This is a genomic window from Pseudomonas moraviensis (assembly GCF_900105805.1).
GTDB lineage: Bacteria > Pseudomonadota > Gammaproteobacteria > Pseudomonadales > Pseudomonadaceae > Aquipseudomonas > Aquipseudomonas moraviensis_A.
Genome location: NZ_LT629788.1, coordinates 3,926,085 through 3,946,886 on the forward strand (window position 1 = coordinate 3,926,085; position 20,802 = coordinate 3,946,886).

Annotated in this window: 15 protein-coding genes, 2 tRNA genes and 3 rRNA genes; 5 read left to right on the plus strand and 15 right to left on the minus strand. The window is 57.1% G+C overall.

All coding sequences use genetic code 11. The features are described 5' to 3' along the window. Positions 1–108: 108 nt before the first annotated feature. The 11 genes from rrf to BLU71_RS17515 all read right to left on the minus strand — a co-directional run bounded on the left by rrf (position 109) and on the right by BLU71_RS17515 (position 11,851). Positions 109–224: ribosomal RNA gene (rrf, locus tag BLU71_RS17460) — 5S ribosomal RNA — on the minus strand. Between the two features lie 156 nt (positions 225–380). Beyond that, positions 381–3,274: ribosomal RNA gene (locus BLU71_RS17465) — 23S ribosomal RNA — on the minus strand. Positions 3,275–3,521: 247 nt separating this feature from the next. Further along, a tRNA-Ala gene (locus BLU71_RS17470) sits at positions 3,522–3,597 on the minus strand. 30 nt (positions 3,598–3,627) lie between these two features. Next, positions 3,628–3,704: transfer RNA gene (locus tag BLU71_RS17475), tRNA-Ile, on the minus strand. An 81-nt stretch (positions 3,705–3,785) separates the two neighbouring features. After that, positions 3,786–5,322: ribosomal RNA gene (locus BLU71_RS17480) — 16S ribosomal RNA — on the minus strand. Together the 16S, 23S and 5S rRNA genes with 2 tRNA genes alongside form the textbook arrangement of a ribosomal RNA operon. Before the next feature lie 541 nt (positions 5,323–5,863). Next, positions 5,864–6,487, minus strand: coding sequence for a protein-methionine-sulfoxide reductase heme-binding subunit MsrQ (gene msrQ, locus BLU71_RS17490; protein WP_083353575.1), 624 nt, complete (start codon positions 6,485–6,487; stop codon positions 5,864–5,866). Next, entirely contained in the window at positions 6,487–7,500 is a 1,014-nt protein-coding gene (gene msrP, locus BLU71_RS17495) for a protein-methionine-sulfoxide reductase catalytic subunit MsrP (RefSeq protein ID WP_064364145.1), read from the minus strand. Before msrP ends, msrQ begins: the two co-directional genes overlap by 1 nt. Before the next feature lie 63 nt (positions 7,501–7,563). Beyond that, complete coding sequence (pssA, locus tag BLU71_RS17500) at positions 7,564–8,421, minus strand: CDP-diacylglycerol--serine O-phosphatidyltransferase (protein WP_016773182.1); 858 nt, start codon at positions 8,419–8,421, stop codon at positions 7,564–7,566. A gap of 148 nt (positions 8,422–8,569) precedes the next feature. Further along, positions 8,570–9,586, minus strand: a complete 1,017-nt coding sequence (ilvC, locus tag BLU71_RS17505; RefSeq protein ID WP_003228216.1) for a ketol-acid reductoisomerase — start codon at positions 9,584–9,586, stop codon at positions 8,570–8,572. A 46-nt stretch (positions 9,587–9,632) separates the two neighbouring features. Beyond that, a complete protein-coding gene (gene ilvN / locus BLU71_RS17510) occupies positions 9,633–10,124 on the minus strand; it encodes an acetolactate synthase small subunit (RefSeq protein WP_003176102.1) in 492 nt (163 codons plus the stop codon). Between the two features lie 2 nt (positions 10,125–10,126). Continuing rightward, positions 10,127–11,851 carry an acetolactate synthase 3 large subunit gene (locus tag BLU71_RS17515; protein ID WP_065616944.1) on the minus strand — a complete coding sequence of 575 codons (1,725 nt, stop codon included), beginning with the start codon at positions 11,849–11,851 and terminating at the stop codon, positions 10,127–10,129. Positions 11,852–12,249: 398 nt separating this feature from the next. On the opposite strand from BLU71_RS17515, the gene BLU71_RS17520 reads away from it, so the two are divergent. Next, positions 12,250–12,666 (plus strand): DUF4124 domain-containing protein, encoded by a 417-nt coding sequence (locus BLU71_RS17520; RefSeq protein WP_083353576.1) that lies wholly within the window; start codon positions 12,250–12,252, stop codon positions 12,664–12,666. Positions 12,667–12,807: 141 nt separating this feature from the next. On the opposite strand, the gene BLU71_RS17525 is transcribed toward BLU71_RS17520, so the two are convergent. Genes BLU71_RS17525 through mrcB form a run of 3 tightly spaced genes read right to left on the minus strand, consistent with a single transcriptional unit; the run spans position 12,808 to position 16,233 of the window. Next, positions 12,808–13,143, minus strand: a complete 336-nt coding sequence (locus BLU71_RS17525) for a YqcC family protein (RefSeq protein ID WP_064364144.1) — start codon at positions 13,141–13,143, stop codon at positions 12,808–12,810. Continuing rightward, positions 13,143–13,892, minus strand: coding sequence for a tetratricopeptide repeat protein (locus BLU71_RS17530; RefSeq protein WP_083353577.1), 750 nt, complete (start codon positions 13,890–13,892; stop codon positions 13,143–13,145). The genes BLU71_RS17525 and BLU71_RS17530 overlap by 1 nt, the downstream gene beginning before the upstream one ends. 16 nt (positions 13,893–13,908) lie before the next feature. Next, positions 13,909–16,233 carry a penicillin-binding protein 1B gene (gene mrcB / locus BLU71_RS17535; protein WP_064364143.1) on the minus strand — a complete coding sequence of 775 codons (2,325 nt, stop codon included), beginning with the start codon at positions 16,231–16,233 and terminating at the stop codon, positions 13,909–13,911. Positions 16,234–16,349: 116 nt separating this feature from the next. On the opposite strand from mrcB, the gene BLU71_RS17540 reads away from it, so the two are divergent. From BLU71_RS17540 to BLU71_RS17555, 4 genes are all read left to right on the plus strand, one after another. Further along, positions 16,350–17,906, plus strand: coding sequence for an AAA family ATPase (locus tag BLU71_RS17540; protein WP_065615682.1), 1,557 nt, complete (start codon positions 16,350–16,352; stop codon positions 17,904–17,906). A 91-nt stretch (positions 17,907–17,997) separates the two neighbouring features. Next, positions 17,998–18,342, plus strand: a complete 345-nt coding sequence (locus tag BLU71_RS17545; protein ID WP_064364141.1) for a pentapeptide repeat-containing protein — start codon at positions 17,998–18,000, stop codon at positions 18,340–18,342. Between the two features lie 288 nt (positions 18,343–18,630). After that, positions 18,631–18,903: a TfoX/Sxy family protein gene (locus BLU71_RS17550; RefSeq protein WP_016773175.1), complete on the plus strand. Its 273-nt coding sequence runs from the start codon at positions 18,631–18,633 to the stop codon at positions 18,901–18,903. Positions 18,904–18,918: 15 nt separating this feature from the next. Next, positions 18,919–19,713 carry a Crp/Fnr family transcriptional regulator gene (locus BLU71_RS17555; RefSeq protein ID WP_083353578.1) on the plus strand — a complete coding sequence of 265 codons (795 nt, stop codon included), beginning with the start codon at positions 18,919–18,921 and terminating at the stop codon, positions 19,711–19,713. A gap of 232 nt (positions 19,714–19,945) precedes the next feature. On the opposite strand, the gene BLU71_RS17560 is transcribed toward BLU71_RS17555, so the two are convergent. Beyond that, positions 19,946–20,794, minus strand: a complete 849-nt coding sequence (locus BLU71_RS17560; RefSeq protein ID WP_083353579.1) for a ChaN family lipoprotein — start codon at positions 20,792–20,794, stop codon at positions 19,946–19,948. Positions 20,795–20,802 lie beyond the last annotated feature (8 nt).

A 20,802-nucleotide genomic window follows, 5' to 3' on the forward strand; every position in this document is an offset into this window, starting at 1 on the left:
TTCTGATTCGAAAATAACTGTGCAATTTTGTTCGCCGCAGCTCTGAAAACTTTCTCGCAGGCAAAACAAAACCCCAACTGCTTTCGCAATTGGGGTTTCGGAATTTAATCTTGACGATGACCTACTCTCACATGGGGAAACCCCACACTACCATCGGCGATGCATCGTTTCACTGCTGAGTTCGGGATGGGATCAGGTGGTTCCAACGCTCTATGGTCGTCAAGAAATTCGGGTACTGAGTCGTGGCCAGATGGCCTCGCTTCAGCAAATTGGGTATGTGACAGCTGTCGGTGTTTGTGCGCTTCGAACTTTCGGTTCGTTTCGTCTTCACACACCGCAATCTGGCGCCTTTTCAGGTCAGCAAATTGCTTGGGTGTTATATGGTCAAGCCTCACGGGCAATTAGTATTGGTTAGCTCAACGCCTCACAGCGCTTACACACCCAACCTATCAACGTCGTAGTCTTCGACGGCCCTTCAGGGAACTCAAGGTTCCAGTGAGATCTCATCTTGAGGCAAGTTTCCCGCTTAGATGCTTTCAGCGGTTATCTTTCCCGAACATAGCTACCCGGCAATGCCACTGGCGTGACAACCGGAACACCAGAGGTTCGTCCACTCCGGTCCTCTCGTACTAGGAGCAGCCCCTCTCAAATCTCAAACGTCCACGGCAGATAGGGACCGAACTGTCTCACGACGTTCTAAACCCAGCTCGCGTACCACTTTAAATGGCGAACAGCCATACCCTTGGGACCGGCTTCAGCCCCAGGATGTGATGAGCCGACATCGAGGTGCCAAACACCGCCGTCGATATGAACTCTTGGGCGGTATCAGCCTGTTATCCCCGGAGTACCTTTTATCCGTTGAGCGATGGCCCTTCCATACAGAACCACCGGATCACTAAGACCTACTTTCGTACCTGCTCGACGTGTCTGTCTCGCAGTCAAGCGCGCTTTTGCCTTTATACTCTACGACCGATTTCCGACCGGTCTGAGCGCACCTTCGTACTCCTCCGTTACTCTTTAGGAGGAGACCGCCCCAGTCAAACTACCCACCATACACTGTCCTCGATCCGGATAACGGACCTGAGTTAGAACCTCAAAGTTGCCAGGGTGGTATTTCAAGGATGGCTCCACGCGAACTGGCGTCCACGCTTCAAAGCCTCCCACCTATCCTACACAAGCAAATTCAAAGTCCAGTGCAAAGCTATAGTAAAGGTTCACGGGGTCTTTCCGTCTAGCCGCGGATACACTGCATCTTCACAGCGATTTCAATTTCACTGAGTCTCGGGTGGAGACAGCGCCGCCATCGTTACGCCATTCGTGCAGGTCGGAACTTACCCGACAAGGAATTTCGCTACCTTAGGACCGTTATAGTTACGGCCGCCGTTTACCGGGGCTTCGATCAAGAGCTTCGCGTTAGCTAACCCCATCAATTAACCTTCCGGCACCGGGCAGGCGTCACACCCTATACGTCCACTTTCGTGTTTGCAGAGTGCTGTGTTTTTAATAAACAGTCGCAGCGGCCTGGTATCTTCGACCGGCATGAGCTTACGGAGCAAGTCCTTCACCCTCACCGGCGCACCTTCTCCCGAAGTTACGGTGCCATTTTGCCTAGTTCCTTCACCCGAGTTCTCTCAAGCGCCTTGGTATTCTCTACCCAACCACCTGTGTCGGTTTGGGGTACGGTTCCTGGTTACCTGAAGCTTAGAAGCTTTTCTTGGAAGCATGGCATCAACCACTTCGTCACCCAAAGGGTAACTCGTCATCAGCTCTCGGCCTTAAGATCCCGGATTTACCTAAGATCTCAGCCTACCACCTTAAACTTGGACAACCAACGCCAAGCTGGCCTAGCCTTCTCCGTCCCTCCATCGCAATAACCAGAAGTACAGGAATATTAACCTGTTTTCCATCGACTACGCTTTTCAGCCTCGCCTTAGGGACCGACTAACCCTGCGTCGATTAACGTTGCGCAGGAAACCTTGGTCTTTCGGCGTGGGTGTTTTTCACACCCATTGTCGTTACTCATGTCAGCATTCGCACTTCTGATACCTCCAGCAAGCTTCTCAACTCACCTTCACAGGCTTACAGAACGCTCCTCTACCGCATCACCCGAGGGTGATACCCGTAGCTTCGGTGTATGGTTTGAGCCCCGTTACATCTTCCGCGCAGGCCGACTCGACTAGTGAGCTATTACGCTTTCTTTAAAGGGTGGCTGCTTCTAAGCCAACCTCCTAGCTGTCTAAGCCTTCCCACATCGTTTCCCACTTAACCATAACTTTGGGACCTTAGCTGACGGTCTGGGTTGTTTCCCTTTTCACGACGGACGTTAGCACCCGCCGTGTGTCTCCCATGCTCGGCACTTGTAGGTATTCGGAGTTTGCATCGGTTTGGTAAGTCGGGATGACCCCCTAGCCGAAACAGTGCTCTACCCCCTACAGTGATACATGAGGCGCTACCTAAATAGCTTTCGAGGAGAACCAGCTATCTCCGAGCTTGATTAGCCTTTCACTCCGATCCACAGGTCATCCGCTAACTTTTCAACGGTAGTCGGTTCGGTCCTCCAGTCAGTGTTACCTAACCTTCAACCTGCCCATGGATAGATCGCCCGGTTTCGGGTCTATTCCCAGCGACTAGACGCCCTATTAAGACTCGCTTTCGCTACGCCTCCCCTATTCGGTTAAGCTCGCCACTGAAAATAAGTCGCTGACCCATTATACAAAAGGTACGCAGTCACAGAACAAAGTCTGCTCCCACTGCTTGTACGCATACGGTTTCAGGATCTATTTCACTCCCCTCTCCGGGGTTCTTTTCGCCTTTCCCTCACGGTACTAGTTCACTATCGGTCAGTCAGTAGTATTTAGCCTTGGAGGATGGTCCCCCCATATTCAGACAAAGTTTCTCGTGCTCCGTCCTACTCGATTTCATGACTAAGAGATTTTCGCGTACAGGGCTATCACCCACTATGGCCGCACTTTCCAGAGCGTTCCGCTAATCTCAAAGCCACTTAAGGGCTAGTCCCCGTTCGCTCGCCACTACTAAGGGAATCTCGGTTGATTTCTTTTCCTCAGGGTACTTAGATGTTTCAGTTCCCCTGGTTCGCCTCTTGCACCTATGTATTCAGTACAAGATAACCATCTTATGATGGCTGGGTTCCCCCATTCAGACATCTCCGGATCAAAGTCTGTTTGCCGACTCCCCGAAGCTTTTCGCAGGCTACCACGTCTTTCATCGCCTCTGACTGCCAAGGCATCCACCGTATGCGCTTCTTCACTTGACCATATAACCCCAAGCAATCTGGTTATACTGTGAAGACGACATTCGCCGAAAATTCGAATTTCTCAACTAAGAGAACTCACAAATTTTACCTTAGCCTGATCCGTTACCAGTGAAAGTAACGTTCAGTCTATCTTTCTATCACATACCCAAATTTTTAAAGAACGATCTAGTCAAAGACTAGAAATCAACATTCATCACCGTTTCGGTGGAATGCTCATTTCTAAGCTTTCAAACTTCAGAAGCAGTAGTGGTGGAGCCAAGCGGGATCGAACCGCTGACCTCCTGCGTGCAAGGCAGGCGCTCTCCCAGCTGAGCTATGGCCCCGTATTTCTACAGGCGTTTCCCACACAAAATTGGTGGGTCTGGGCAGATTCGAACTGCCGACCTCACCCTTATCAGGGGTGCGCTCTAACCAACTGAGCTACAGACCCAATTTCGGGCTGCTTCTATCGTCTTCTTCAATGAATCAAGCAATTCGTGTGGGAGCTCATGCAGCAGCTGATGTCGTCGATTAAGGAGGTGATCCAGCCGCAGGTTCCCCTACGGCTACCTTGTTACGACTTCACCCCAGTCATGAATCACACCGTGGTAACCGTCCCCCCGAAGGTTAGACTAGCTACTTCTGGTGCAACCCACTCCCATGGTGTGACGGGCGGTGTGTACAAGGCCCGGGAACGTATTCACCGCGACATTCTGATTCGCGATTACTAGCGATTCCGACTTCACGCAGTCGAGTTGCAGACTGCGATCCGGACTACGATCGGTTTTATGGGATTAGCTCCACCTCGCGGCTTGGCAACCCTTTGTACCGACCATTGTAGCACGTGTGTAGCCCAGGCCGTAAGGGCCATGATGACTTGACGTCATCCCCACCTTCCTCCGGTTTGTCACCGGCAGTCTCCTTAGAGTGCCCACCATAACGTGCTGGTAACTAAGGACAAGGGTTGCGCTCGTTACGGGACTTAACCCAACATCTCACGACACGAGCTGACGACAGCCATGCAGCACCTGTCTCAATGTTCCCGAAGGCACCAATCCATCTCTGGAAAGTTCATTGGATGTCAAGGCCTGGTAAGGTTCTTCGCGTTGCTTCGAATTAAACCACATGCTCCACCGCTTGTGCGGGCCCCCGTCAATTCATTTGAGTTTTAACCTTGCGGCCGTACTCCCCAGGCGGTCAACTTAATGCGTTAGCTGCGCCACTAAGAGCTCAAGGCTCCCAACGGCTAGTTGACATCGTTTACGGCGTGGACTACCAGGGTATCTAATCCTGTTTGCTCCCCACGCTTTCGCACCTCAGTGTCAGTATCAGTCCAGGTGGTCGCCTTCGCCACTGGTGTTCCTTCCTATATCTACGCATTTCACCGCTACACAGGAAATTCCACCACCCTCTACCATACTCTAGCTTGCCAGTTTTGGATGCAGTTCCCAGGTTGAGCCCGGGGATTTCACATCCAACTTAACAAACCACCTACGCGCGCTTTACGCCCAGTAATTCCGATTAACGCTTGCACCCTCTGTATTACCGCGGCTGCTGGCACAGAGTTAGCCGGTGCTTATTCTGTCGGTAACGTCAAAATTGCAGAGTATTAATCTACAACCCTTCCTCCCAACTTAAAGTGCTTTACAATCCGAAGACCTTCTTCACACACGCGGCATGGCTGGATCAGGCTTTCGCCCATTGTCCAATATTCCCCACTGCTGCCTCCCGTAGGAGTCTGGACCGTGTCTCAGTTCCAGTGTGACTGATCATCCTCTCAGACCAGTTACGGATCGTCGCCTTGGTGAGCCATTACCTCACCAACTAGCTAATCCGACCTAGGCTCATCTGATAGCGCAAGGCCCGAAGGTCCCCTGCTTTCTCCCGTAGGACGTATGCGGTATTAGCGTTCCTTTCGAAACGTTGTCCCCCACTACCAGGCAGATTCCTAGGCATTACTCACCCGTCCGCCGCTGAATCCAGGAGCAAGCTCCTTTCATCCGCTCGACTTGCATGTGTTAGGCCTGCCGCCAGCGTTCAATCTGAGCCATGATCAAACTCTTCAGTTCAAACATCTTTGGGTTTTTAAGAAACCCTAAACTTGGCTCAGCAATCGTTGGTTACATCTTTGATTTCTCGCGGAGTAACTTGTGATGCTGATAATCTTGTTGACTATCAGTCTGACTGCACAAGCACCCACACGAATTGCTTGATTCAGTTGTTAAAGAGCGGTTGGTTAAGATCTTTCGTCTCAACCGAGGCGCGCATTCTACAGCAGCCTCATTTGCTGTCAAGTGATTATTTTCAGAAGTTTTCGAAGAATTCTTCAACAACTTCAACCACTTGCGCTTCCGATCTCTCGTTAGCGGGAGGCGAATTCTACAGCGTTAATCACTGCTGTCAACACCTCTTTTTCTCCGCTTTCGACCGAGAAGATCGAACCGTTAAGAGAGCCAAACATCACTGCTCTTTCAACTCCTTCCAGGCTTCGATGATCTGAAGCAAGTCGCTGTCGAAAACTGCGTAACTCTTTGAATCTCAAGGAGTTTTCCGTTTCGACTGCGCCGGAAGTGGGGCGAATTATAGACCTCTGGAATCTGCCGTCAACCGTTAATTTCGCTTTTCTTGCAGATTCTGCTTTTTGCCCAATAAACGCGGCATTCGTCTCGTCACCGGCGGCAGACGAAGCAGCAAAAGCGCCGCGCCTATAAAGGCATAAATCGTCCACTCCTCCAGATCAGCCCGCACGATCCACAGCATATGCAGCAAACCGAGCCCGAGAATCACGTAAACCAGACGATGCAGCTTCTTCCAGCGAGCACCCAACCGACGCTGACTATAGCGATTCGACGTCACCGCCAATATCAGCAAGCCGAGAAAGCCCAGTGCACCGACAATAATGTATGGCCGCTTGCGCAGCTCCACGCCCAGCTGAGACCAGTCGAATCCGAGGATAAACGCCATGTAGCTGAACAGATGCAGCGTCACATAGGCAAAACACCAAAGCCCCAACTGCCGGCGAACCGCAATCCACCCCGCCCAGCCGCTCAGCTTTTGCAGAGGTGTCATGCTCAGCGTGATCAACAGCAACACCAGCGTGCCAAGTCCAAGACGATCGACCAGCACCTTGCCCGGATCAGGCCCGAGCAGATCGGCGAACGCCTGATAGAACCACAGCAACGGCCAGATGGCCGCAGCAATGAAAACGCCCACTCGCCAGAACGGATAGCGCATCAGTAGTTCTTCCGCAGATCGAGCCCTGTATATAAAGAAGCGACTTCATCCGAGTAGCCGTTGAACATCTGCGTATCGCGCACATTCGGTTTGAACAGACTGTTTGGCAAGCGCCGCTCGCGAGCTTGAGTCCAGCGTGGATGGTCGACCGTCGGATTCACATTCGCGTAGAAGCCATACTCGTCGGCTGCGATGCTTTGCCAAGTGGTCTTCGGCTGCTCGCTGACCAGACTGATACGCACAATGGATTTCACGCTTTTGAAGCCATACTTCCATGGCACCACCAGACGCAACGGGGCGCCGTTCTGATTCGGCAGTTCGCGGCCATACATGCCCACCGCGAGGATCGCCAAAGGATTCATCGCCTCGTCCAGACGCAAGCCTTCGACATATGGCCAATCGATCAGGGCAAAACCGGAACGCTGGCCGGGCATGCTCTTGGGATCCTGCAGGGTTTCGAAGCGGATGTACTTCGCTTTGGAGGTCGGCTCGACCTGTTTGAGCAGGGCCGAAATGGGAAAGCCGATCCAGGGTATGACCATCGACCACGCCTCGACGCAGCGCAGTCGATAGATACGTTCCTCCAGTTGATACGGTTTCATGAAGTCTTCCAGTGCGTAGCGCCCCGGTTTACCCACCTCCCCGTCTATCACTACGCTCCAGGGTTCGGTTTTCAGGTCGCCCGCATTCGAAGCCGGATCGCCCTTGCCGGTACCGAACTCATAGAAGTTGTTGTAGTGCGTGGCGTCTTTATAAGGCGTGATCGCCTCGTCCTTGACGTCGACCGCCCCCCACTGAGTAGAAGGAAGCTTTTCGGCAAACCAGGCCGGCGCCTTGCCGGATTCGACATCAGAGTAGCGAGGGGCATCAGCGGCACTCGCCCAGCGCGGCAGGCTGCTTACGGCAATACCGGCAGCGGTAGCACCGAGCAATTGGCGACGGGAAAGATAAATGGCTTCAGGCGTGACATCCGACTCATGGCAGTCGGATGCTTTGGGGATCTTGATCAACATGACAACTCCGCAGCTTTGGAGGACAGGTGCACCCATAGACTGCGGAGTATGCGCGAAATTACATCACTCGGCGTTTTTGTGACGACGAAGACGCAACAGGTACTGCACCGGGCCGGACGCCGCGTAAGCGAGGAACACCAGCAGCAGAATGCGCGGCGGATCGCTGAACACAACAGCGAATACCAGCACCACCGCCAGGATCGCCACGAACGGCACGCGACCTTTGAGATCCAGCTCCTTGAAGCTGTTGTACTTGATGTTGCTGACCATCAGCATGCCGGCGGCCGCAACCATCAGCGCGACCAGGAACGACATCTTCGAACCCTGGATGCCGTAATCGCTGAACGCCCAGACAATGCCCGCCACGACGCCTGCCGCCGCTGGGCTGGCCAGACCGATGAAGTAGCGTTTATCCGCCGTGCCGACCTGAGTGTTGAAGCGCGCCAGACGCAACGCTGCGCCCGCCACATAGATGAAGGCGACCATCCAGCCAACCTTGCCCATGTCGCCCAATGCCCAACCGAAGGCCAGCAATGCCGGCGCGACACCGAATGCGACCATGTCCGACAGCGAGTCGTACTCGGCGCCGAAGGCACTTTGCGTATTGGTCATGCGCGCCACGCGGCCATCGAGGCCGTCCAGCACCATCGCGACGAAGATCGCGATCGCAGCGAAAGCGAAGTACTTGCTCGCATTCACCGAGTCACCGGCACTCAGGGCGGCCTGGGCGCTCATCGAGTTGATGATGGAGTAGAAGCCTGCGAACAGGTTGGCAGTGGTGAACAGGTTCGGCAGCAGATAGATACCACGATGCCGGACTTTGCGACCTTCAGCGTCGTGCCCTTCTTCGATGTGTTCATCGATGGGCAGCAGGCTTTCGGCGTCGGAAGCCTTGTTCGGCTCTTCGGGACGTTCGCTCATGGACATTACCTTGCAACGGTTTGGAAAAAATTCGACAGATGCTTGAGGACGACAGTTCGGCCACAAACGATGCAGCTTTATACCAGAAGCACCGGCCCAAACGAAAAAACGCGGCCGAGGCCGCGTTTTTCGTACAAGGGACGACGACTCAGTTCTTGGCTTTGTCGACGATCTTGTTGGCACCGATCCACGGCATCATGGAGCGCAGTTGCTCGCCGATGATTTCGATACCGTGAGCGGCGTTGTTACGACGCTTGGCGGTCATCGAAGGGTAGCCGGTTGCGCCTTCGCTGATGAACATTTTGGCGTATTCGCCGTCCTGAATACGTTTCAGGGCGTTGCGCATGGCCTGACGGGATTCGGCGTTGATCACTTCCGGGCCGGTTACGTACTCGCCGTACTCGGCGTTGTTGGAGATCGAGTAGTTCATGTTGGCGATACCGCCTTCGTACATGAGGTCTACGATCAGCTTCAGTTCGTGCAGGCACTCGAAGTAGGCCATTTCCGGCGCGTAGCCAGCTTCAACCAGGGTTTCGAAACCGGCTTTTACCAGTTCAACGGTACCGCCGCACAGAACGGCTTGTTCGCCGAACAGGTCGGTCTCGGTCTCGTCCTTGAAGGTGGTTTCGATGATGCCGGTACGACCACCACCCACGCCAGCGGCGTAGGACAGCGCTACGTTCTTGGCATTGCCCGAGGCGTCCTGGTAGATCGCGATCAGGTCAGGGATACCGCCGCCTTTGACGAACTCGGAACGTACGGTGTGGCCCGGGGCTTTCGGCGCAATCATGATCACGTCGAGGTCGGCACGCGGAACAACCTGGTTGTAGTGAATCGCGAAGCCGTGGGAGAAGGCCAGGGTGGCGCCTTTCTTGATGTTCGGCTCGATTTCGTTCTTGTACAGCGAGGACTGGAATTCGTCCGGGGTCAGAATCATGACCAGGTCGGCAGCAGCTACGGCGGAAGCAACGTCGGTCACTTTCAGGCCGTGAGCTTCGGCTTTGGCAACGGTGGCCGAACCTTTACGCAGACCGACGGTAACGTCGACACCGGAGTCTTTCAGGTTGCACGCTTGAGCGTGACCCTGGGAGCCGTAACCGATGATGGCAACTTTCTTGCCCTGGATGATCGACAGGTCGCAGTCTTTATCGTAGAAAACTTTCATGAATTTCCCCTTATATCCGGCCGTTCAGGCCATGCGCTAATTTGGTTTAGATGCTGAGTACTTTGTCGCCGCGAGCAATGCCGGTCACGCCGCTGCGGACGGTTTCCAGAATCGATGCGGTGCCGATGGACTGAATGAAGCTGTCGAGCTTGTCGCTGGTACCGGTCAACTGAACGGTATACACGCTGGCGCTGACATCGACGATCTGCCCACGGTAGATATCGGTGGTGCGTTTGATCTCGGCGCGTTGGGCGCCAGTGGCCTTGACCTTGACCAGCATCAGTTCGCGCTCGATGTGAGCGCTTTCCGACAGGTCCACCAGCTTGACCACTTCGATCAGCTTGTTCAGGTTTTTGGTGATCTGCTCGATCACTTCATCGTGGCCCACGGTGGTCAGCGTCAGACGCGACAGGGTCGGGTCTTCGGTCGGGGCCACGGTCAGGCTTTCAATGTTGTAGTTGCGCTGCGAGAACAGGCCGACTACGCGAGACAGAGCGCCGGGTTCGTTTTCCAGAAGCAGGGAAATAATGTGCCGCATGATTAAGTACGCTCCGTCTTGCTCAGCCACATATCGCGCATGGAGCCGTCTTTGATCTGCATCGGGTAGACGTGCTCGCTGGTGTCGACTGCAACATCGATGATCACCAGGCGATCCTTCATGGCAAACGCTTCAGCCATCTTCGACTTCAAATCTTTCGATTCGGTGATGCGTACGCCAACGTGGCCATAGGCCTCGGCCAGCTTGATGAAGTCAGGCAGCGATTCCATGTAGGAGTGCGAGTGACGGCTGCCGTAGCTCATGTCCTGCCACTGGCGAACCATGCCCAGCACACCGTTGTTGAGGATGACGATTTTCACCGGCAAGCCGTACTGCAGGCAGGTCGACAGCTCCTGAATGTTCATCTGGATACTGCCCTCGCCGGTGACGCAGGCCACATCGTCGTCCGGGAAGCTCAGTTTGATGCCCATCGCCGCCGGCAGCCCGAAGCCCATCGTGCCCAGACCACCGGAGTTGATCCAGCGGTTAGGCTTGTTGAACGTGTAGTACTGCGCAGCGAACATCTGGTGCTGACCCACGTCGGAGGTCACAAAGGCATCGCCCTTGGTCACTTCGCAGAGGGTTTCGATCACGGTCTGCGGCTTGATCTGGCTGCCGTCGCCCTTTTCATAAGGGAACAGGCCGCGATCGCCGCGCCATTCATCGACCTGCTTCCACCAACTGGCCACGGACTCCTTGTTCGGGGTCTCGCCGATTTCCTTGAGGATCGCGACCATTTCGGTCAGGACGCTCTCGACCGGACCAACGATCGGCACGTCGGCCTTGATGGTCTTGGAGATCGACGCTGGGTCGATGTCGATGTGGATGATCTTGGCGTTCGGGCAAAACTTGGCCGGGCCGTTGATCACCCGATCGTCGAAGCGTGCGCCGACCGCGAGGATCACGTCGGCATGGTGCATCGCCAGGTTCGCGGTGTAGCTGCCGTGCATGCCGAGCATGCCGATGAACTGACGGTCAGTGCCAGGGAAAGCGCCCAGGCCCATCAAGGTATTGGTTACCGGCAGGTTGAGCATTTTTGCCAGTTCGGTCAGCTGCGCGGAGCCGTTGCCGAGGATGACGCCGCCGCCGGAGTACAGCACTGGGCGCTTGGCTGCCAACAACATTTCCGCTGCTTTGCGAATCTGCCCGGAGTGACCGCGAACGGCTGGGCTGTAGGAACGCAGCTTGGCTTTTTTCGGGAAAACGTATTCGAACTTCTCGGCCGGGTTGGTCATGTCTTTCGGGATGTCGACCACGACCGGACCCGGACGACCGGATTGCGCAAGGTAGAACGCCTTCTTCATGACTTCCGGGATTTCCGAGGCGTGCTTGATCATGAAGCTGTGCTTCACGATCGGCCGGGAGATGCCGATCATGTCGGTTTCCTGGAACGCGTCGGTGCCGACCATGGTGCTTGGCACCTGACCGGAAATGATCACCATCGGAATCGAGTCCATATAGGCGGTGGCGATACCGGTGATGGCGTTTGTGGCGCCTGGACCGGATGTCACCAATACCACGCCGGCTTTACCGGTGGCACGGGCGTAGCCGTCAGCCATATGGGTCGCCGCTTGTTCGTGACGAACCAGGATGTGGGTCACTTCCGGTTCTTTGAACAGGGCATCGTAAACATGCAGGAGAGCACCACCCGGGTACCCGTAGATATATTTGACGCCTTCGTCACGCAAAAAGCGGACGAGCATCTCACCGCCAGATAAAAGCTCCACGTTGTTCACCTCTAAAACGCCAGAATACCGTCCACAAAAAGGGGCGGGTCTTAATAGGTTTACTTCTCGGCAGAGCATGAGCGACGGTGGTCGCCGACTACGTCAGCACTGACTGAGCAAGTATTGGGATCGTCCCAAGTGTTGCGGGCCTTTCCCACCCAGCGCGAGGTAACGCGTTGCGGGTGTAACAGGTCGGCGCGGATGTGCGCCTCATGATCTACCGAGTGGGTCTGCTTCTGGCAGTCCCTCTACAGCGGACTTTGGATTCTTCTGTTTCGCCCTCTGCAAGTCAAGTCGTCTGTTGGGTTAATTGTGGGTAAGCACATGAGAACGCAAGAAAAAACCTGAAAAGCGCTACTCTGTTAGCGTCAATTGCGCATTTTTACCAAGGAATCAGCATGCGAACGCTCCTCCTCACTCTGCTGATCGGCCTCAGCCCATGGTGCTCGGCTGCTCAAATCTACAAATGGGTCGATGCCCAGGGTGTCACACATTTCGATGCGCAGCCGCCGCAGGGCCAACCGTCGACAACCATACAGACGCCCTCCTCGCCCACGCCGAAAGCTGCGCCGATGCCGGGTGGTGGCGTGCTCGGCGATCAGAAGGCGATTGATACCAAGGTGAAGAAACAGGTCGCCGAGCAGCAGGCGCAACTCAAGGCGTTCTGCGAGCAGGCACGCACGAATCTCGCGCAATTGCAGAACAATCCGCGCTTGCGTGAGGAAGTCGAGGGGGATGTGCGGCGGCTCGACGACGCGCAGCGTCAGGAGCGCATCGTCGAAGCGCAGAAGCAGATTGCCGAGAACTGTTCGTAGGCACTCTACCGGATCTGTGTCAGAGCTGTGTAGGAGCTGTGTAGGAGCTGACGAGTGGAACGAGGCTGCGATCTTTTGATCTTGCACTTCAACAGCAAAATCAAAAGATCGCAGCCTTCGGCAGCTCCTACACAGCCGTATTCAGCGCGAAGCGGTGATCAGCAGGTCGAACTCTTTGAGCAGCACCTGCAACTGACGATCCTTGCCGCCAAGGTTGCGCTGGGCGAAGACCATTTCCGCCATTTCCTGAATGCCCGAGGCGTTCGGCAGCGGCAGGTCCTGTTCGAGGATCATCTTCATGCGCGGCAGGAAGATCCATTGCAGCCATTGCTCGAAGTCCAGCGTGTCGACCGAAAACGGCTCGACACTGCTCAGGGCCTCGGCCGACGGCTCGACCTCATCCCACCAGCCCAAAGCGCGCAGTTCTCGCTCGATCAGCAGCAGATGATCGGCGATTTTCGGGAAGCGCGCGTCCATCACAGGGAAACCTTGGCCTTCTGACGGGCCTGAGCAGCGCCGGCGGCATCGCCTTGTTTCTCACGAGACTGAGCGATGATTTCCCACAGGCTGGCTTGCAGATCCGGACGACCATTGGCCATGGTCAGCGCGCGCCGGGCGAACTGCTCGGCTTGCGGCGCATCGCCCTGGGCCATGCGCACTTGCGCCAAACGGTAGAGCACTTGTGGCTCACGCGGGGCAACACGCTGCGCCCGCTCCAGGCTGGAAGAAGCACCGTTGAGGTCGCCGCCGGCCTGCTGCTGTTGCGCGGTGGTCAGCAAGGCGAGTACCGGGCCGTCCAGTTGCTCATCCGCCGACAGGCCGCCGCCACTGCTGGTCGAAGGAATGCCACTTGGCGTGGAAGGCATGCTGTAGCTGCCGGAATTGATCGGTGCCGACTCAACCGCCGACGGGTTATACGGCCCCGATGTGATACCGCCCGAGGCCGGGCCCGGGACGATCGGCGAAGAGCTGATCGGTGTCGACACCGCAGCACCGCCGCCCGGCACCATCACCACCACGCCGGTATCGCCCTGCGGAATCGCCTGAGTCTGGCCCTGCGCCGGGCGCTTGACCGTGGTCTGGCGGAAACCGCCATTGGCGCCGATGCGTTCACTGTTGGACACGGCTGTGCCCGAATCCACCACGGGAATCGAACCACGCTGTACGGTGGAGCAGCCGCTGAGCAAAGCCACGGCGGTCACCGCTGGAATCAACCACTTGTTCACTTGAAACCCTCTTTGCTTAATTCATCCAGCCCTTGACCCAGTCCATCACCGATTCCGGCGAGGCAGGTGTTTCGCTTGCACACGCGGCGCCGGGTGGCGGCTCGCTGCCGCGAATATACGGCATCTGCACCGCACCGGGGCAGTTGGCATCGGAACCCTGGCCGGTGCGCGAATCGACCCAGGCCTGTACGACATTGTCCGGCTGCGGCATGTCCAGCGGCAGCGGATCGGCCTTGCGCATGAAACTGGTCCAGACCTGCAGCGCACCGGTGGCACCGGTGAACGGCGTCTTGCCATTGTCATCGCGACCGAGCCAGACCACCGCCAGCAGATCCTGACTGAAACCGGCAAACCAGCTGTCGCGCGAATCGTTACTGGTACCGGTCTTGCCCGCCAGCGTCAGGGTTTTCGGCAGCACGTTATAAACCGAACTGCCGGTACCTTCACGCATCACCCGCTGCATGGCGTTCTGGATCAGGTAGATGGAAGCCGGATCGAAACGCTGTTCGATCTGGAACGGATAACGCTTGAGCGGCTCGCCCTCGGCGGTCAGCACGCTGCGAATACCGCGCATCGGCGTGTTGAAACCACCGTTGGCCAGCGTCTGATACATGGTCGCCACTTCGATCGGCGTCATGCCGCCGGCACCGAGCAGCATTGACGGGAACGCCGGGAATTCACGGGTGACGCCCAGGCGACCGAGGGTCTTGAGCACGTTCGGCACGCCGACTTCCAGGCCCAGACGCGAAGTCGAGAGGTTGTAGGAATGCGCCAGACCCTGATAGAGGAACACCGTGCCGTGGGAGCGGCGATCGTAGTTTTGCGGCTTCCACACCTGACCGTTGGCGCCTTTGACCGACAACGGATCGTCCGACAGCCAACTGGTCAGCGTGTACTGGCTCGGTTTCTCCAGCGCGGTGAGGTACACCGCCGGTTTGATCAGCGAGCCGATCGGACGCACCGCATCGAGTGCCCGGTTGAAACCGGCGTAACTGGCCTGACGGCTGCCGATCATTGCCTGGACTTCGCCGGTTTCCGGGTTGGTCACGACCATCGCCGCCTCGACGTCATCGGAGCCCTTGCGCCCGGCGAGACGTTTGAACGTGTCGTTGACCGAAGCTTCGGCTTTCATCTGCAGGATCGGATCGAAACTGGTGAAGATGCGCAGGCCTTCTTCGGTCAAGTCTTCGTCGCGATAGTCTTCGCGCAACTGACGTTTGACCAAGTCGATGAAGCCCGGGAACGAGCTGTCGGCGAGCTTGCCGCGGGTGGTTACACCCAGTGGCATTTTCTTCGCTGCTTCGACCTGTTCGGCAGTTGCCACGCCTTGCTGCGCCAGCACATCGAGGACCAGATTACGCCGCTCCAGCGCACGCTCCGGGTTACGCCGCGGGTTGTAGTAGGACGGCCCCTTGACCATGCCGACCAGCAAGGCCACCTGATGCAGTTTCAGCTCGGACAATGGCTGGCCGAAGAAGAACTGGCTGGCCAGACCGAAACCGTGCACCGCCCGCTGACCGTCCTGGCCGACAAAGACTTCGTTGAGGTAGGCCTCAAGGATTTCCTGCTTGTTGTAATGCAGTTCGAGCAGCAACGCCATCATCGCTTCGGTGAGCTTGCGGGTCAGGCTGCGTTCGCTGGTCAGGTAGAAGTTCTTCACCAACTGCTGCGTCAGCGTACTGCCGCCCTGGGTCATCTTGCCGCCGGAGGTGTTGATCCACACCGCGCGCGCGATCGATTTCGGCGACACGCCCCAATGGCTATAGAAATCGCGGTCTTCCACGGCGATCAGGGTTTCCAGCAGGTACGGCGGCACCTGATCGAGCTTGATCAGGATGCGGTCTTCAAGATTTTTCGGGTAAATGCCGCCGATCATCAGCGGTTCGAGGCGCACCACCGACAGCTTCGAACCGTTGGTCGCGGACAGCTCGGCGACGTAATCGCCGGAGAAACGCACGCGCACCGGCTGCGGTTTCTCCAGCCCCTCATAAAACTGGAAGCCACGGGTGTTCAGGTCGACCGTATTGCCGCTGACGGCGGCGGCACCGGGGCCATTGCTCACGGCTTCGCGGCGATAGCCGAGGGCATCGAGTTCGGTGAGGAAATCGTCCTTGCTGAGCTTCTGTCCGACGAACAGCTCGAGCGGGCGCGCATAGACCTTGGCCGGGATGGTCCAGCGCTTGCCGGAGAATTTCTCCTGCACCACGGCATCGAGGTAAACGGCGAAGCCGGCCAGCACCACAAGGCCGACCAGACTGAGTTTAATGGCCCAGCTCAACCATGGGCTGAGGCCCTTGGCTGGTGGTTTTTTCTTGGTACGGGGGGATCGGGATCGAGTCATGGCGGCGGATTATACGCACTTTATCGATCCTCAACAGGCACGCGCGGAGGTTTGCGTCAGGCGGGCAAGCAGCCATAATGGCCGCCTAGAATTCCCCCGCCTCTGAAGGATCGCCCGTGAGCCAGTCCCTGATCGCTGCCCTGCAAAACCCGGCCCTCTACCCGCATCCCGTCGAAGGATTTCAGGTCATCGAAACCCACATCTCGTGGGTGATCCTCACCGGCCCCTTTGCCTATAAAGTGAAGAAACCGGTGAATTTCGGCTTTCTCGACTTTACCAGCCTCGACGCACGCGCGCATTTCTGCGCGGAAGAGCTGCGCCTCAACCAGCGTCTGACCGCTGATTTGTATCTGGACGTGTTGCCAGTCACCGGCAGCATCGAAACCCCGCAACTCGGTGGCGACGGCCCGGCCATCGAATACGTGCTGAAAATGCGCCAGTTCCCGCAGAGCGGGTTGCTCAGCACGCTGCAAGCCAATGGCGAACTGACCACTCAGCATATCGATGCCCTGGCTGAGCAGATTGCCCATTTCCATCTCAATGCCCCGAAAGTCCCGGCCGAACACGACGCCGGCACACCGGACAGCGTGATGGCGCCGGTCGCGCAAAACTTCGAGCAGATCCTGCCATTCCTCAGCGACAAGAACGACCTGCTGCAACTTGAAGCACTGAAAGCCTGGGCCGAAAGCAGCTTCGAACGCCTCAAGCCGTTGTTCGCCCAGCGTAAGGCGCAAGGTTTCACCCGCGAATGCCACGGTGATATTCACTTGGGCAACGCCACGGTCATCGACGGCAATGTGGTGATCTTCGACTGCATCGAATTCAACGAGCCATTCCGTTTCACTGACGTCTGGGCCGATACCGGCTTCCTCGCGATGGACCTGGAAGACCGCGGCTTGAAATCGCTGGCGCGTCGCCTGATCAGCCAATACCTGGAACTGACCGGTGACTATCAGGGCCTGGAAGTGCTGAACTTCTATAAAGCCTACCGCGCTCTAGTGCGCGCCAAAGTGGCGCTGTTCAGCATGCCCGCGGATGCGACTGCCGTGCAGCGCGCCACCACCCTGCGCCAGTACCGCAACTACGCCAACCTGGCAGAAAGCTACAGCACCATTCCTTCGCGCTTCATGGCCATCACCCACGGTGTTTCCGCAGTCGGTAAAAGCCACGTGGCCATGCGCCTGGTGGAAGCGCTGGGCGCGATTCGCCTGCGTTCGGATGTCGAGCGCAAGCGCCTGTTCGGTGAGCAGACCGTTGCCAACGATGTGCAGGCAGGCATTTACAGCGCCGACGCCAGCGCCGCGACTTACGCGCGCCTGCATGAGATCGCCGAGGTCATCTTGCACGCCGGTTTCCCGGTAGTGATTGACGCGACCTATCTCAAGCGTGAGCAGCGCGACAACGCAGCGAAGATTGCCGAAGCCACCGGCACGCCCTTCCTGATCCTCGACTGCAACGCCCCGCAAGCCGTGATCGAAAGCTGGCTGGCGGTGCGTCAGGCCGATAAAAAGGATCCGTCCGACGCCACCCTCGCAGTCATCGAAGCGCAGCAGGCCAACCGCGAAGCGCTGACGCCGGAAGAAATCCTGCGCAGCAAACGCGTGCAGACCAATGAATCCGGGACGCTGGACACCGTGGTCGCGCAGATCCGTCAGCGCCTGCCAGGTCTGTAAAAAACTATTTCGGCCGTGAAGCCCTCGCTCGCTTCACGGCCGTCAAATAGTGGCACTATACTGGCGTCATAAAACCAACAGGTGATCTGACATGAGCCAGCCGAAACTGCTCGACACTCCGCTTTACGCCCTGCTGCACAAAGATGATGTCGCAGGCTTCAACAACGAACGTCCACAGGATGGCCTGATCGACATGGTCGGCGGCGACTTCCGTGGTCTGGACCTGCGTGAACTGAACGCCGATAACGTGGATTTCCGCGATGCGTACTTCCGCTCCGCCGATCTGCGCGGCATCGACTTTCGCAAGGCTTCGCTCGAAGGCGCCAGCCTGGCCCATGCGCAGATTTCCGGGGCGTACTTTCCGCCGGAGCTGAGTGCTGACGAGATCCTGATGTCGATGAATTTCGGCACGCGGTTGCGGTATCGCACTCGCTGATATTCATCGGCAGCCCCTGACACAACATCCTCTCCATGTAGGAGTGGGCCTGCTCGCGATAGCTGACTGACATTCAAAATGGATGTCGGCTGCTATACCGCCATCGCGAGCAGGCTCACTCCTACAGTTGTATGCATTACCCCCCTCCTCCTGCAATCGCAGGTCTTTCACCCGCCTTTCTTAGAAGCTTTTGCGTCGATTCCGACCAAACAACCACGCTTTTCCTACTGATGGCTACACTCCTGAGAAGCTTGCCCACGCACCATTCGGCCGTCGCAAGGAGGCTTGATGAATGATGAACTGCAACACCTGAAAAATCTTGGCAAGACATCGGCGCAATGGCTGCATGCCGTGGGCATCCACAGCGCCTCGGACTTGCGTCGCCTCGGTGCGGTGGATGCCTATCGCGCCGTGCGCACCCGCGGGTTTCGCGCGTCGAAGGTGTTGCTGTATGCGATCGAGGGCGCGTTGATGGACGTGCACTGGAACGACATTCCCGCCGAGCGCAAGGACGCCTTGAACAAGCAGCTCGAAGCCATTTCTGCGCGCCACAAAAACTGAGCAGGCGCTGACGCCATGTATTTGCTGGGGGAACAATCGGCGCCCGCCGACGCACTGATCAATCGTTTACAGAATCTTCCCGGGCAATGGCTGCAGGAGCTGTCGCCATGCGCGCCGGTTATTGAGCTGCAGGCAACAGATGACCTGTTTGCACAGGTGGCTGGCGACCAGTTGTTTCTGCTGAGCGAGGGCGTGGTACATGGCTGCATCGCCGGCCGTGCGCTGTTCTACTGGCAGGAAGGTGATCTGCTCGGTCTGCAACGTGGCGAGCAATGGAGCGACTGCCGCTTGCGCAGCGAGGGGACTGTGCGGCTGCTGCCTTATCGGCGCGCTGAAGTGCTGCAGCATTTGTATGCCGACCCTGATCGAGCGGAGCAGCTGCTGAGCTATCTGCTCGGGCAAATGGCGCTGCTCGCCCACGCGGTGGCGGAGCTGAAACCGCGCGAGTTTCGCAGCACCAACGGCTTCAAACGCGTTGAAGCCGGCGCCGTGCTGATTCACCAGGGCGATGCAGCGGATCATGTCTTCGTGATCATCGACGGGCACGCCGAGGCATTCGTCGATGGACACAAGGTCGGCGAGGTGCCCAAGGACGAGATTTTCGGCGCCATGGCGTTGTTCACTGGCGAGCCGCGCAATGCCACGGTGGTGACGCGCGAACCAAGCACAGTGATGCTGATTCCCGGTGATCAATTTTTGAGCATGACCCGCAGCAATCCGAAGATCGCTCACAGCCTGATCGAAGGGATGGCTCGACGGATCGGCCAATTGAATCGACAGATCACTCAATTGACGACGCATCGCACCTAGCGCGAAGCCCTTTGTTTATGGAGCCTCAAGGCCGCTCGAAAAACTTAATTACAGATTTGCAAAAACAGCGGTTGACGCGGTAATGAGAATCGCTATGATTATCACAACTGATCGCGAGATCAGTCGATATTCTGAAAAGCCCTTGGTTCGGACTCTCAGATTATCTCCTCATCAGGCTAATCACGGTTATTTGACCCGGTTTTTACCGGGTCTTTTTTTGCCCGCAGAAAAGTCATTTGCCGAATTGCTGGCGCATCTGCTCGCAGTAATCGGGCTTCGGCGTCGCCGGCGTGTACCAGACGTAGTCGGCCATCGCCGCCGTGACTGCATCGCCCTGCTCGGCGAGCATCAATACGATTGGTGGCTTGCCAGCGCCGAGATCCAGCAAATGCAGCGGCACGCCAACATCCTTGCGCGCATGCCAGGCGCCGGCCAGCAGGATCGAAGGGGTCGGTGCCGCCAGCATTCCCTCGGCCATACGTCGATCACGCTGTTGCTGAATCGCCAACATCGCCGGCATCTGTGATTCGGGCAACAAGCCGCAGTGAGATTCACTGACTTGTCCAAGCAGGGTGTTTTTCACCGCCGGCGCATTACTGCGTCGGCCGTCGAGAGCAGGTGTATTTCGATAAAACGCACGGATGTCGCTGTCGTCGAGATTAGCCGCCAGCAGCGGATAGGGCTGCGTCAGGGCGAAGCGCACGATAGGCCCGTAAAGATTCCAGTCCCAGCCATCCTGCCAGGCCAACGCAGCAGGAAGATCTGCCGGAACAGATTTCGACTGGCGCAGCGCATCGACTTTCGCTTGTTGATTCGGCGTGAGCATTTCCAGCAGCAGGCTGCCTTGCGCACGTTCCCCGCCGAGCGACTGCAACAGCCATAACTGTGCGGCATGGTGATCGGCATTGTCGTGCTGCTCACCCATGATCAGGCGCTCAGGTTCAGCGAGGCGGGTCAGGAGTTGCTGCGCGGTGAGCATCTCGCCGCTGCGCAGATCGCGGATTTCACCGCTCACCGGCGGAGCCACCACGTGCTGACAGCCTGCCAGCAACACCAGCGCCCACAACCACAATCCACGCATGCGACACC

What these genes read in the sequence shown, in the direction of transcription:
- msrQ (WP_083353575.1), bottom strand. Translation starts at nt 6,487, where the DNA reads ATGCGCTATCCGTTCTGGCGAGTGGGCGTTTTCATTGCTGCGGCCATC.
- msrP (WP_064364145.1), bottom strand. Translation starts at nt 7,500, where the DNA reads ATGTTGATCAAGATCCCCAAAGCATCCGACTGCCATGAGTCGGATGTC.
- pssA (WP_016773182.1), bottom strand. Translation starts at nt 8,421, where the DNA reads ATGAGCGAACGTCCCGAAGAGCCGAACAAGGCTTCCGACGCCGAAAGC.
- ilvC (WP_003228216.1), bottom strand. Translation starts at nt 9,586, where the DNA reads ATGAAAGTTTTCTACGATAAAGACTGCGACCTGTCGATCATCCAGGGC.
- ilvN (WP_003176102.1), bottom strand. Translation starts at nt 10,124, where the DNA reads ATGCGGCACATTATTTCCCTGCTTCTGGAAAACGAACCCGGCGCTCTG.
- BLU71_RS17520 (WP_083353576.1), top strand. Translation starts at nt 12,250, where the DNA reads ATGCGAACGCTCCTCCTCACTCTGCTGATCGGCCTCAGCCCATGGTGC.
- BLU71_RS17525 (WP_064364144.1), bottom strand. Translation starts at nt 13,143, where the DNA reads ATGGACGCGCGCTTCCCGAAAATCGCCGATCATCTGCTGCTGATCGAG.
- mrcB (WP_064364143.1), bottom strand. Translation starts at nt 16,233, where the DNA reads ATGACTCGATCCCGATCCCCCCGTACCAAGAAAAAACCACCAGCCAAG.
- BLU71_RS17545 (WP_064364141.1), top strand. Translation starts at nt 17,998, where the DNA reads ATGAGCCAGCCGAAACTGCTCGACACTCCGCTTTACGCCCTGCTGCAC.
- BLU71_RS17550 (WP_016773175.1), top strand. Translation starts at nt 18,631, where the DNA reads ATGAATGATGAACTGCAACACCTGAAAAATCTTGGCAAGACATCGGCG.
- BLU71_RS17555 (WP_083353578.1), top strand. Translation starts at nt 18,919, where the DNA reads ATGTATTTGCTGGGGGAACAATCGGCGCCCGCCGACGCACTGATCAAT.
- BLU71_RS17560 (WP_083353579.1), bottom strand. Translation starts at nt 20,794, where the DNA reads ATGCGTGGATTGTGGTTGTGGGCGCTGGTGTTGCTGGCAGGCTGTCAG.